General features: G+C 59.1%; 7 protein-coding genes. All 7 read right to left on the reverse strand.

Annotation, left to right across the window (positions count from 1 at the left end; genetic code table 11):
- Positions 1-37: 37 nt before the first annotated feature.
- Positions 38-1228, reverse strand: a complete 1191-nt coding sequence (tuf, locus tag ACWICV_RS06045; protein WP_105657666.1) for an elongation factor Tu — start codon at positions 1226-1228, stop codon at positions 38-40.
- A 242-nt stretch (positions 1229-1470) separates the two neighbouring features.
- Positions 1471-3585 (reverse strand): elongation factor G, encoded by a 2115-nt coding sequence (fusA, locus tag ACWICV_RS06050; protein ID WP_105657667.1) that lies wholly within the window; start codon positions 3583-3585, stop codon positions 1471-1473.
- A gap of 69 nt (positions 3586-3654) precedes the next feature.
- Complete coding sequence (rpsG, locus tag ACWICV_RS06055) at positions 3655-4125, reverse strand: 30S ribosomal protein S7 (RefSeq protein ID WP_096256908.1); 471 nt, start codon at positions 4123-4125, stop codon at positions 3655-3657.
- Entirely contained in the window at positions 4125-4499 is a 375-nt protein-coding gene (gene rpsL, locus ACWICV_RS06060) for a 30S ribosomal protein S12 (RefSeq protein WP_013349694.1), read from the reverse strand. Before rpsL ends, rpsG begins: the two co-directional genes overlap by 1 nt.
- Before the next feature lie 461 nt (positions 4500-4960).
- Positions 4961-6178 (reverse strand): phospholipase D-like domain-containing protein, encoded by a 1218-nt coding sequence (locus tag ACWICV_RS06065; protein ID WP_400288535.1) that lies wholly within the window; start codon positions 6176-6178, stop codon positions 4961-4963.
- Positions 6179-6447: 269 nt separating this feature from the next.
- Complete coding sequence (locus ACWICV_RS06070; RefSeq protein WP_400288537.1) at positions 6448-10338, reverse strand: DNA-directed RNA polymerase subunit beta'; 3891 nt, start codon at positions 10336-10338, stop codon at positions 6448-6450.
- Between the two features lie 97 nt (positions 10339-10435).
- Positions 10436-13942, reverse strand: coding sequence for a DNA-directed RNA polymerase subunit beta (gene rpoB / locus ACWICV_RS06075; RefSeq protein WP_388022745.1), 3507 nt, complete (start codon positions 13940-13942; stop codon positions 10436-10438).
- Positions 13943-14310 lie beyond the last annotated feature (368 nt).

The raw sequence follows: 14310 nt of genomic DNA on the forward strand, positions 1-14310 counted from the left end.
TTTCAGTTCACTAGGGAACTACCTCATCAAGTAGAGACTACTTGGTGATGGTGGTTACCTTGCCCGAACCAACGGTGCGGCCGCCTTCGCGAATTGCGAAGCCGAGGCCCTCTTCCATGGCGATTGGCTGGATCAGCTCAACCGACATTTCGGTGTTGTCGCCAGGCATAACCATTTCGGTGCCCTCTGGGAGGGTGATAACGCCGGTTACGTCGGTGGTGCGGAAGTAGAACTGCGGACGGTAGTTCGAGTAGAACGGGTTGTGACGTCCGCCTTCGTCCTTCGACAGGATGTAGACGTTAGCTTCGAAGTTGGTGTGTGGGGTGATCGAGCCTGGGGCTACGATAACCTGGCCACGCTCAACATCGTCGCGCTTCAGACCGCGAAGCAGCAGACCACAGTTCTCGCCAGCCCATGCTTCGTCGAGCTGCTTGTGGAACATCTCGATACCGGTAACGGTAGTCTTCTGGATTGGGCGGATGCCAACAATCTCAACTTCCGAGTTGATAGCCAGGGTGCCACGCTCGGCGCGACCGGTAACAACGGTACCGCGGCCGGTGATGGTGAAGACGTCTTCAATTGGCATCAGGAATGGCTTGTCGCGGTCGCGAACTGGGTCTGGAATGAAGCTGTCAGCTGCATCCATCAGTTCCTCGATAGCTGCAACCCACTTTGCGTCGCCTTCCAGAGCCTTCAGGCCCGAAACGCGGATCACTGGAGCGTCATCGCCATCGAAGCCCTGCGAGGACAGAAGTTCGCGAACTTCCATCTCCACGAGCTCGAGCAGCTCTTCGTCATCAACCATGTCCGACTTGTTCAGTGCAACCATCAGGGTTGGAACACCAACCTGACGGGCCAGCAGAACGTGCTCACGGGTCTGAGCCATCGGGCCATCGGTAGCGGCAACAACGAGGATTGCGCCGTCCATCTGAGCAGCACCGGTGATCATGTTCTTGACATAGTCAGCGTGACCTGGAGCGTCTACGTGTGCGTAGTGGCGCTTCTCGGTCTGGTACTCGATGTGCGAGATGTTGATGGTAATACCGCGCTGGCGCTCTTCCGGTGCCGAGTCGATGTTAGCGAAGTCGCGCTGTTCGTTCAGGTCTGGGTACTTGTCAGCCAGAACCTTGGAGATTGCCGCGGTCAGAGTGGTCTTACCGTGGTCAACGTGACCGATGGTACCAATGTTGACGTGCGGCTTGTTGCGCTCGAACTTTGCCTTTGCCACAAGTTCCTCCTAGAAACATTTACAGAAGACATTCTTCGTCTGCGCGGTTCGCAAACGAACTAGAAATAGTCTACTGGGGGCTTGGATAATTTAGGAAATTCCGGTCCTCTGCGGGGCCTGCATTGTGATGCAAATCCCTCGTTGGCCGTTTGCGGTGCCGGCTCCGTTTTTCAACGGAACCGGCCCGCGATCGGCCACTTCCCCGCTAAGGGGGTCACGGCCAGGTTTTTATACCGAGGCGATTACTCGCCGCGGGACTTCTGGATGATCTCGTCGGCAACTGCCTTCGGGACCTCAGAGTAGCTGTCGAAGGTCATCGAGTAAACTGCGCGACCCTGGGTCTTCGAACGCAGGTCACCAATGTAACCGAACATTTCCGACAGTGGCACACCAGCGCGGATGACCTTGACGCCAGCAGCGTCGGACATCTCGCTGATCGAACCACGACGGGAGTTCAGGTCGCCGATAACGTCGCCCATGTACTCTTCCGGGGTACGGACTTCAACAGCCATCAGCGGTTCAAGCAAAACAGGGTTAGCGCGGCGTGCGCCTTCCTTGAATACCTGCGAACCAGCGATCTTGAAGGCCATTTCCGAGGAGTCGACATCGTGGTAAGCACCATCGATGAGGGTAGCCTTGACACCGACCAGTGGGTAGCCTGCGAGGATACCGTACTGCATTGCGTCCTGGATACCAGCGTCAACGGATGGGATGTACTCACGAGGAACACGACCACCGGTCACGGCGTTCTTGAACTCGTAGGTGACGCCGTCAACAACTTCCAGAGGCTCGAACGAGACCTGGACCTTTGCGAACTGACCCGAACCACCGGTCTGCTTCTTGTGGGTGAAGTCAACCTTCTCCACAGCCTTCTTGATGGTTTCGCGGTATGCAACCTGTGGCTTGCCAACGTTTGCTTCCACACGGAATTCGCGCTTCATGCGGTCAACCAGAATGTCCAGGTGAAGCTCACCCATACCGCCAATGACGGTCTGGCCGGTGTCTTCGTTCAGGGACACGGTGAAGGTTGGATCTTCCGCCGACAGCTTCTGGATAGCGGTCGACAGCTTTTCCTGGTCACCCTTGGTCTTTGGTTCGATGGCCACAGAGATCACTGGATCCGGGAAGCTCATCGACTCGAGAACGATTGGGTGGGCTGGATCACATAGGGTGTCACCGGTGGTGGTGGCCTTCAGTCCGATTACAGCGTAGATGTGACCTGCGTGGATCTCGTCTACCGGATTCTCCTTGTTGGAGTGCATCTGGAAGAGCTTGCCTACGCGTTCCTTCTTGCCCTTGGTGGAGTTCAGCAGCTGTGCGCCGGACTCTGCCTTGCCGGAGTAAACGCGGATGAAGTTCAACTGGCCGAAGAACGGGTGAGCGGCGATCTTGAACGCAAGTGCCGAGAACGGTGCGTCCTCCGAAGGCTCGCGGGTCAGCTCAACTTCTTCGTCCTTCGGATCGTGACCGATGGTGGCGCCAACGTCCAGTGGGTTCGGCAGGAAGTCGATGACTGCATCCAGCATTGGCTGAACGCCGCGGTTCTTGAAGGCCGAACCACAGAATACTGGGTAAGCTTCCGAGTTCACGGTCAGCTTGCGGATGCCAGCCTTGAGTTCCTCAACGGAGATTTCTTCACCTTCGAGGTACTTCTCCATGAGCTCTTCGGATGCCTCAGCGACATCTTCAACCAGCTTGGCGCGGTACTCTTCAGCACGCTCAACCAAGTCGGCAGGGATTTCGCGGGTTTCGTAAGCAGCGCCCATGGTGACGTCACCCTTGGAGTCGCCTTCCCAAACGAATGCCTTCATGGACAGCAGGTCAACGACACCGGTGAACTCGGACTCGGAGCCGATTGGCAGCTGCATAACCAGCGGCTTGGCACCAAGGCGCTGGATGATGGTATCTACGGTGAAGTAGAAGTCAGCGCCCAGCTTGTCCATCTTGTTGACGAAGCAGATACGTGGAACGTCGTACTTGTCAGCCTGGCGCCAAACGGTCTCGGACTGAGGCTCAACGCCTTCCTTGCCATCGAAGACGGCAACGGCGCCATCGAGCACGCGCAGCGAGCGCTCCACCTCAACGGTGAAGTCAACGTGGCCCGGGGTGTCGATGATGTTGATCTGGTTCTTGTTCCAGAAGCAGGTAACAGCAGCGGAGGTAATGGTGATACCGCGCTCTTTTTCCTGTTCCATCCAGTCGGTGGTCGAAGCACCGTCGTGGGTTTCACCGAGCTTGTGGTTCACACCCGTGTAGAAAAGGATGCGCTCAGTAGTAGTGGTCTTACCGGCATCGATGTGAGCCATGATGCCGATATTGCGGACCTTGTTAAGGTCAGTAAGCACGTCCTGTGCCACGTTGTCTCCCTATAAGGTGAGGCCGGAATTGCTGGGCATCGGTTGATGCCCAGCTTTTCCGAGCGGTTCTTACCAGCGGTAGTGTGCGAAGGCCTTGTTGGACTCGGCCATCTTGTGAGTGTCTTCGCGACGCTTCACAGCGGCACCCAGACCGTTCGATGCGTCCAGGATCTCGTTCATCAAACGCTCGATCATGGTCTTCTCGCGGCGAGCCTTCGAGTAGCCAACCAGCCAGCGCAGAGCCAGTGCGGTTGCACGGCCTGGCTTGACCTCAACAGGAACCTGGTAGGTAGCGCCACCGACGCGGCGGGAACGAACCTCGAGGGCTGGACGGATGTTGTCCATAGCCTTCTTGAGGGTCGAAACAGCGTCGGCGCCGGACTTTGCTGCGGCACCTTCGAGTGCACCGTAAACAATGCGCTCTGCAGTGGACTTCTTGCCGTCTACGAGAACCTTGTTGATCAGCTGGGTGACCAATGGGGATTCGAAGACTGGATCAGAAACTAGTGGGCGCTTTGGCGCCGGACCCTTACGAGGCATTACTTACCATCCTTCTTTGCACCGTAGCGGGAACGAGCCTGCTTACGATCCTTCACACCCTGGGTATCCAGAGCACCACGAACAATCTTGTAGCGAACACCTGGAAGGTCCTTTACACGACCACCGCGAACGAGCACGATGGAGTGTTCCTGCAGGTTGTGTCCGACACCTGGAATGTAAGCGGTCACTTCGACGCCACCGGCAAGGCGCACACGTGCGACCTTACGCAGAGCCGAGTTTGGCTTCTTCGGGGTGGTGGTGTACACACGGGTGCACACGCCACGGCGCATTGGGTTGCCCTTAAGGGCAGGGGCCTTGGTCTTGACGACCTTAGGCGAGCGGCCCTTGCGGACCAGCTGCTGAATAGTAGGCACTTTCGTGTCCTTCCATTGTCTAAGTTCTTCGGCAACACGACGAAAACGCCTAAGCCTAGAAAAGTTTTAGCGCTTCGCAATGTAGCTAGCTGCTTGCTTTACCGCGCACTCAGAATCAAAAGTCCCTAGGCGTGCGAAAGTGTGGCATTCGTTGCGCAACCTACCCGCAACCCGGACGGAGTCCATTTTGCCACACATAAAACAATTGATCCCAGTCTAGCATTAATCCACCGAGCCACCATGTACAGTAAGCTATCTCACCGACCTGGCAACTCTTGGCCCCCGCCGCCATCGAGACGGTTTGGGTAGTGACTACGCTATCGACCCCAGCTGAACGCCACGGGACCGCCAGATGAAAACCACCTGAATCCACAGCCGCCGCCAATGGCGTGTTGTGGCCGTAGCCACGTCACACCAGATGTTTCATCGCCCAGAGGACAAATCACCCTAAACTTGCTCTACTAGCCGGCGGCAGGCACGCCAATCTGCATCAGACGCTGGGCATTAGCATGGTAGTCTTTCACGACATTCCGGTTATGCAGTTCCAGGATGGCTTCGTCATTGCGGCGCAGGCTGGTGGAGTTGTAGTTATGGCTACCGGTGAAGACGAAAGACGCATCCCCGCGGCAGCCTTCCGAAGAAGCCACCTCCCGAAGGCCGGAAACCACCAGATACTTCGAATGAATGCGCCCTGTAGTCGAGCTGTCCTCTACTGAGCGACGGCTGATCCCTGCGGCATCCAGGATATTGGCAACCTGCGCCCCGACCGGCCCAGCAGCTACTGAGACAGCGCAGCCTTGGGTTTTCAGCCGGGCCAGTTCCTCAGCGATGGCGGTGCGTGTATCGTCCCATTCGCTCATGACCACTGCCGCCGAGCTGTTCCTGTTTTTGCACTCCAGCCGCGCGAGCCGCTGCGCTACCGGATCATCGGCGGCAGCTGGGAAGAACCGGACTACCGATGCCCCAGCCGGGCCGCGCGAAGCCACTGTCTTGTTGTAGTCTGGCGACTGTTCCATGCGCGCCAAATCGGCATGGTAGGACCGATAGGCATCGTACAAACCATCATCGCCGGTCACGGTCAGCGCGTTGTTCCAGTAGCTGGTGTGATTCACGTCGGTGACATTGGCAGAAGCCTGCACTACAACATTTTCCTGCCCACCCAGCGCTGAGAACAGCACGAACTTGTTGTGCATGCCTTTGGTTCCCTGGCAAGAACTGGTGTTTCCCTCAGGCGACTGGTGGGAGCACACCGCTACCCACGATCCTGAGCTCATATCTGTGCCCAGCGTATTGATGAGCCTCGCTGCCGGAGCCTTGGAGATTTGCCACCCGTCGATGACCACCTGTATTTCTACCCCGCGCGCATGTGCTGCGAGCAACTGGTCCACGTAGTCTTCGCCGCTCTCCCCCGAAATCACGAAAGCCGCCAGCTTAATGGTTGATCCTGCATAGGCCTGCTTGAAGTACGAGCACAGGCGCTCGGACACTGCTCCGGCCCGGCCTTCTAGCGGATCGGAGAAGACCGCTCCGGTTTCAACCTTGGCCAACGGCGCTGCCGCGCAGGGGGTCTCGGGCTGCTTGCCAGTTTCGATCCGCTGCGTGGCATGGGCCGGCATGGAATTGAACAGCAGCGCGAGGATCATGGCGCCGGTTGCAGCGGCTTTCAATGTTTTACTCAACTTCTCACCTTTTTCTGGCATCAATCGGCGACGGGAGCGGAATTTGCTGATGTCCCCGAGGTCTGGCCGGCTCGGCCGCGCCGCATGGGTGGAAGGCGTCCCATGGAACGCATCGCTCCGGCAACTGAACTTTTTCATGCACCGGTGATAATTGCGTGTCCCGAGGGTGAACAGAAGCGAAACAGCTTAAATGCGGCAGGGCCCGTTGCACGCATCTGCGTGCAACGGGCCCTGCCGGCTAGCTACTGCTCGATTCGGGCTTCTCCGGTTTAGCGGAAGTCCGAGCCGTGATCGTAGTCATCCATCGAGATGGCACGGAATTCAGGCGACAGCCCGCCTTCCAGCGCATCGTCGTACAGGCCCGAGGAGAAGGCCGAGGTGCCGGTGAACAAAGTTGCCTTTGCTTCATCGGTTGGCTCGACGTTGACCTGGGTGTAGCGATCCAGACCGGTACCGGCCGGGATCAGCTTACCGATGATCACGTTTTCCTTCAGACCGCGCAGTGGATCTTCCTTGCCTTCCATCGCAGCCTGGGTCAGGACGCGAGTGGTTTCCTGGAAGGAAGCAGCCGACAGCCACGAATCGGTGGCCAGCGATGCCTTGGTGATGCCCATCAGCTCGTCACGGCCGGCAGCTGGACGCTTGCCTTCCGAGACAGCCTTGCGGTTCGCCGCGGTGAAGCGCGAACGATCGGCCAACTCGCCTGGCAGCAAGTCGGTCTCGCCCGACTCGATGACAGTGACGCGGCGCAGCATCTGGCGGACGATGACTTCCACGTGCTTATCGTGGATGCCCACACCCTGGGACTGGTACACATCCTGGACCTCGCGGACCAGGAACTTCTGTGCCTCACGTGGGCCGAGGACTCGAAGAACCTGCTTCGGATCCAAGGTACCGCTGGTGAGCTGGGTACCGGCAACGATGCTTTCGCCCTCTTCAACCAACAGGCGAGCACGACGCAGAACCGGGTAGGCCTGCTTCTCGTCGCCGTTGTCCGGAGTCACTACAACACGCAGCTGCTTCTCGTCGTCTTCGATCGACACGCGACCGGAAACCTCGGACATCGGAGCCACACCCTTAGGGGTACGGGCTTCGAACAGTTCCTGGATACGAGGCAGACCCTGGGTGATATCGTCAGCCGACGCTACACCACCGGTGTGGAAGGTACGCATGGTCAGCTGGGTACCAGGCTCGCCGATGGACTGCGCGGCGATAATGCCAACAGCCTCGCCGATGTCCACGGTCTTGCCGCTGGCCAGCGAACGGCCGTAGCACAGAGCACAGGTTCCAACAGCCGAGTCGCAGGTCAGCACGGAGCGAACGCGGATTTCATCCACGCCTGCAGCGTACAGCTCGTCGATCAGCACGTCGCCGACATCCGAACCGGCGGTAGCCAGCACGGTGCCTTCAGTGTTCTTGACGTCGGTAGCCAGCGTACGGGTGTACGCCGAGTTCTCCACGGTCTCGTGCTTGACGCGGATGCCGGCAGAGTTATCTGCAATGGCAACGGTCAAGCCGCGCTTGGTGCCGCAGTCCTCTTCGCGAACGATAACATCCTGCGAAACGTCCACCAGACGACGGGTCAGGTAACCCGAGTTAGCGGTCTTCAGCGCGGTATCCGCCAGGCCCTTACGGGCACCGTGGGTCGCGATGAAGTACTCCAGAACCGACAGGCCTTCACGGTAGGAAGACTTGATCGGGCGAGGAATAATTTCACCCTTAGGGTTGGACACCAGACCACGGATACCCGCGATCTGACGCAATTGCAGGTAGTTACCACGAGCCTTGGAAGTCACCATTCGGTTAATGGTGTTCAGCTCTTCCATGCCGTTCTTCATTGCCTCGGCAACCTCGTCGGTAGCCTTGGTCCAGATGTCGATCAGGTCCTGGCGGCGCTCGGTATCTGCAATCAGGCCCTTGTCGTAGGAAGCCTGGACCTTGGCGGCCTTTACCTCGTAAGGAGCCAAGATGGCTGCCTTATCCATGTTCGAGGTAATGTCCGAGATCGCCACGGTGACACCCGAGCGGGTCGACCAGTAGAAACCGGCGTCCTTCAGGTTATCCAGGGTAGCTGCGGCAATGATCTTCGGGTAGCGCTCTGCCAGATCGTTGACGATCTCCGAGAGCGCATCCTTGCCCGCTACGGTGGCTACCCATGGGTAGTCCGCAGGCAGGGTGTCGTTGAACAGCACCTGGCCAAGCGAGGTATCCAGCAATGCCGGGGTACCTGGCTCCCAGCCCTCAGGGGCTGGCTGGTCTGCGGAAGGAACGAAGTTCTCCACGCGGACCTTGATCGGTGCGTTCAGGTGCAGTTCGCCCAGATCCTTGGCCATGATGGCCTCGGATACGGTAGCGAACACGCGGCCGGCGCCCTTTTCGGTTGCACGCTTGGTGGTCAAGTGGTGCAAGCCGATGATCATATCCTGCGAAGGCTGTGCCACTGGGCGGCCATCGGAAGGCTTCAAGATGTTGTGCGAGGACAGCATCAAGATACGGGCTTCAGCCTGTGCTTCTGGGCTCAGCGGCAGGTGGACTGCCATCTGGTCACCGTCGAAGTCAGCGTTGAACGCGCCGCAAACCAATGGGTGCAGCTGCAGGGCCTTGCCTTCGATCAGCTGTGGTTCGAAGGCCTGGATACCCAAGCGGTGCAGGGTAGGTGCACGGTTGAGCAGTACCGGGTGCTCGGTGATGATCTCTTCGAGAACATCCCAAACCTGCGGGCGGTAACGCTCGACCATGCGCTTAGCCGACTTGATGTTCTGTGCGTGGTTGAGGTCAACCAGGCGCTTCATCACGAAAGGCTTGAACAGCTCCAGGGCCATCTGCTTTGGCAGACCGCACTGGTGCAGCTTCAGCTGCGGGCCGACAACGATGACCGAACGGCCCGAGTAGTCAACGCGCTTGCCCAGCAGGTTCTGGCGGAAACGACCCTGCTTGCCCTTGAGCATGTCGCTCAGGGACTTCAGCGGGCGGTTGCCTGGCCCGGTCACCGGACGGCCACGACGGCCGTTATCGAACAGCGAGTCAACAGCTTCCTGCATCATGCGCTTTTCGTTGTTCACGATGATCTCTGGCGCACCGAGATCAAGCAGGCGCTTGAGGCGGTTGTTGCGGTTGATCACGCGGCGGTACAGGTCGTTCAGATCCGAGGTAGCGAAACGGCCACCGTCGAGCTGGACCATCGGGCGCAGTTCTGGCGGGATCACCGGAACGGCGTCAAGGACCATGCCCTTAGGCGAGTTGCCGTTGACAAGGAACGCGTTGACGACCTTCAGGCGCTTGAGCGCACGAGCCTTCTTCTGGCCCTTGCCGTTTTCGATGATGGTCTTCAGCTCTTCAGCTTCAGCCGCCAGATCGAAGTTCTCAAGGCGCTTCTGGATAGCTTCTGCACCCATGGAGCCTTCGAAGAACAGTCCGTACTTCTCACGCATGGTGCGGTACAGGCCTTCGTCGCCTTCGAGGTCGGCGACCTTCAGGTTCTTGAAGCGCTCCCAGACCGCACGCAGGCGCTCGGCTTCGGCCTTGGCGCGCTTGTCGATCTGCAGAACAGTCTTCTCGGCCAAGGTGCGGGCCTTGTTCAGCTCGGCATTCTTGGCGCCGTCAGCTTCCATGCGCTCCAGCTCGGCTTCCAGGTCGGCTGCAACAGCCTTCTTGTCAGCTTCCGAGTTGTTCGCAAGGTTGCGCAGTTCCAGGTCGTGCTGGGCCTGCAGGTTAGGCATTTCGGCGTGGCGGCGTGCTTCGTCGACACCGGTGATCATGTAGGCAGCGAAGTAGATGACCTTTTCGAGGTCCTTCGGAGCCAGATCGAGCAGGTAGCCCAAGCGCGATGGAACGCCCTTGAAGTACCAGATGTGGGTCACAGGAGCTGCCAGCTCGATGTGGCCCATGCGCTCACGGCGTACGTTCGCGCGGGTCACCTCGACGCCGCAACGCTCGCAGATGATGCCCTTGAAGCGCACGCGCTTGTACTTGCCGCAGTAGCATTCCCAGTCGCGGGAAGGGCCGAAGATCTTTTCGCAGAAAAGACCGTCCTTCTCCGGCTTCAGGGTGCGGTAGTTAATGGTTTCCGGCTTCTTGACCTCGCCGTAGCTCCATCCACGGATTTCATCCGCGGTGGCAAGGTTGATTCGCATGAGGCCGAATGAGGAATCGCTGGACATATGGTCCTTTTCTCTCTTCTGTGGTGTCTGAAGTCGATACGAATGAGGGTGGGAATTTGCCGCCGCTGCCTGCAGGTCCTGCAGGCAGGGCGCCAGATTACACTTCCTCTACGGAGTTCGGCTCCGACCGTGAAAGGTCGATGCCCAGCTCTTCAGCGGCGCGGAACGATTCCTCGTCCGACTCACGCATTTCGATAGTGTTGCCGTCGGTACCGAGTACCTCGACGTTCAAGCACAGCGACTGCATTTCCTTGATGAGCACCTTGAACGATTCTGGAACACCAGGCTCTGGAACGTTCTCGCCCTTGACGATAGCTTCGTAGACCTTCACGCGGCCGTGGATATCATCCGACTTGATGGTCAGGATTTCCTGCAGCGTGTAAGCGGCACCGTATGCTTCCAGTGCCCAAACTTCCATCTCGCCGAAGCGCTGGCCACCGAACTGGGCCTTACCGCCCAGTGGCTGCTGGGTGATCATGGAGTATGGACCGGTGGAACGGGCGTGGATCTTGTCGTCCACCAGGTGGTGGAGCTTCAAGATGTACATGTAGCCCACGGAAACCGGATCCGGCAGCGGGTCGCCGGAGCGGCCGTCGAACAGCTTCGCCTTGCCGGAGTTGCCAATCAGGCGCACACCGTCACGGGTCTTGCTGGTCGAATCCAGGATGCCGCGGATTTCCTCTTCGGAAGCGCCATCGAAGACCGGGGTTGCCACGGTGGTGGAACCGGACTCGCGTGGCAGGTTCGGCAGATCGCGGACCCATTCAGGCTCGCCTTCGATCTTCCAGCCCTGCTTGGCAGCCCAACCCAGGTGGATTTCCATAACCTGGCCGACGTTCATACGACCTGGCACACCTAGCGGGTTCAGGATGACATCCAGCGGGGTGCCGTCTTCCAGGAATGGCATGTCTTCCAGCGGCATGATGCGCGAGATGACACCCTTGTTACCGTGGCGACCTGCGAGCTTGTCGCCGATCGAGATCTTGCGCTTCTGGGCAACGTAGACGCGGACCAGCTGGTTGACACCAGGGGAAAGGTCATCGTCGTTGTCGCGGTCGAAGATGCGAACACCAATGACGGTGCCGGACTCGCCGTGCGGAACCTTCAGCGAGGTGTCGCGCACTTCGCGCGACTTCTCACCGAAGATGGCACGCAGCAGGCGCTCTTCCGGGGTCAGTTCGGTCTCGCCCTTAGGGGTGACACGGCCTACCAGCACGTCGCCGGCCTCGACCTCGGCACCGATGTAGACGATGCCGCGGTCATCGAGCTGGGAGAGGATGTCTTCCGAGACATTCGGGATGTCGCGGGTGATTTCCTCGGCACCGAGCTTGGTGTCGCGGGCGTCGACTTCGTGCTCTTCGATGTGAATCGAGGTGAGCACGTCGTCGAAGATCATGCGCTGGGAGAGGATGATCGCATCCTCGTAGTTGTAGCCTTCCCAGGACATGAATGCCACGAGCAGGTTCTTGCCCAGCGAGAGCTCGCCGGAGTCGGTCGAAGGACCGTCAGCGATGATCGACTGGTATTCCAGGCGGTCGCCTTCGGACACGCGAACGCGCTGGTTGTAGGCGTTGCCCTGGTTCGAGCGGGCGAACTTCATGATCGGGTACATCGACTCGGTGCCGTCATCGTTCATGACGACAACCAGGTCAGCGGATACCTCGGTGACCACGCCTGGCTTGGCGGCGACAACGGAGTCGCCGGCGTCAACCGCGGCGAACTTCTCCATGCCGGTACCCACCAGCGGACGCTCGGACTTCAGCAGCGGCACAGCCTGGCGCTGCATGTTGGCGCCCATCAGTGCGCGGTTGGCATCGTCGTGCTCGAGGAATGGAATCAGCGCGGTTGCCACCGAAACCATCTGGCGCGGCGAAACGTCCATGAAGGTCACTTCATCGGAGTCGACGATAACAGGCTCGCCGCCACCGCCCTTTTCGCGAACCAGAACGGTCTCTTCAACGAAGCGGCCGTTCTCATCCAGTGGCGCGTTGGCCTGTGCGATGTAGTGCTGCAGCTCGTCATCGGCGGTCAGGTAGTCGACCTCGTTGGACACGACGCCATTGGCGACGCGGCGGTACGGGGTTTCGATGAAGCCGAAGGAGTTGATGCGTCCGTAGGTAGCCAACGAACCGATCAGGCCGATGTTCGGGCCTTCAGGGGTTTCAATTGGGCACATGCGTCCGTAGTGGGACGGGTGGACGTCTCGTACTTCCATGCCTGCGCGGTCACGGGACAGGCCGCCTGGGCCCAGAGCCGACAAGCGGCGCTTGTGGGTCAGGCCGGCCAGCGGGTTGTTCTGGTCCATGAACTGCGAAAGCTGCGAGGTTCCGAAGAACTCCTTGATGGCAGCCACGACAGGGCGGATGTTAATCAGGGTCTGCGGGGTGATCGCCTCGACGTCCTGGGTGGTCATGCGCTCGCGCACAACACGCTCCATGCGGGACAGGCCGGTGCGGACCTGGTTCTCGATCAGTTCGCCCACGGCGCGGATGCGGCGGTTGCCGAAGTGGTCGATGTCGTCGACGTTAACGGGAACGTCAACGATCTCGCCCTTGCGGGTGCCCTGAACAGTCTTCTCGCCTGCGTGCAGCGCAACGAGGTAGCGGATCATCGCTACCAGGTCGTCCAGCGAGAGCACCGAAGCGTTCTCGGCGTTGACCGGAGTCTCCACGCCCAGCTTGCGGTTGATCTTGTAGCGGCCAACCTTTGCCAGGTCGTAGCGCTTAGGCTCGAAGTACATGTTCTTCAGCAGTGCCTGGGCGGCCTCAACCGTAGGAGGCTCGCCTGGACGCAGCTTGCGGTAGATGTCCAGCAAGGCTTCGTTCTGATCCTTGATGCTGTCCTTTTCCAAGGTTGCGCGCATCGAATCGTACTGGCCGAACTCGGACAGGATCTGCTCTTCGCTCCAGCCAAGGGCCTTGAGCAAGACGGTGACCGACTGCTTGCGCTTGCGATCAAGGCGTACGCCGATCTGGTCGCGCTTGTCGATTTCCAGCTCGAACCATGCACCACGCGATGGGATGATACGTGCCGAGAAGATCGTCTTGTCACTGGTCTTGTCCGGCGTGGACTCGAAGTACGCACCTGGGGAGCGAACCAGCTGGGACACAACGACACGCTCGGTGCCGTTGATAATGAAGGTGCCCTTTTCGCTCATCAGCGGGAAATCGCCCATGAACACGGTCTGCTGCTTGATTTCGCCGGTTTCATTGTTCATGAATTCGGCCTTGACATACAGCGGTGCCGCGTAGGTGGCGTCGCGGTCCTTGCACTCTGCGATCGAGTACTTAGGATCAGCGAACTCCGGATCCGAGAAGCTCAAGGACATGGTGTCCTGGAAGTCCTCGATTGGGGAGATTTCCTCGAAGATTTCTGCCAGGCCCGAGGTGTTGGGCACGCTGAAGTCACCAGCGGCTTCTGCCTTGGCCAGGCGCTCTACCCAGTTCTGGTTGCCGACGAGGCGGTCAAAGCTCTCGGTCTGCAATGCCAGCAGGTTAGGCACTTCAAGGGGTTCGTGAATCTTTGCAAAAGAAAGTCGGCCAGCGTATGCAGCATCGCGAGCCGAACTAGCGGTTTGGTTGTTAGGGTTGCTCGAGGCGACCAAGATGGATCCTTCCAAAGACCGTCAGGTTTCCGAACGCTTACCGTGCTAAGGTTCCCGCCATAGGACAGTTCCTCTTTTTTCGTCCGCACGAACCCACCGCTATATGAAGGCCGCGCGCGCAAACAGTAAGGCGCAAATTTCTACTCTACCGGAGGAAAATCCGGTTGTCGATACTCGGTGCAGAAATTCGTGCTATAGTTTTCGCCCCCACTTTCGCGCGGGCTGCCACTCAGGTTTCCAAGCACCGCGCCAGCGCGCAACCCGGTCGTACCGCGCACCGAAAAGTGCATGCATTTTCCCAACTGATGCCCTTGTTTTCGCGGATTCTTGCGAATTGCCAAAGGTCTCGGCCCGCTGAACGCAGTCTC

Source organism: Glutamicibacter sp. NPDC055354, from assembly GCF_053644955.1.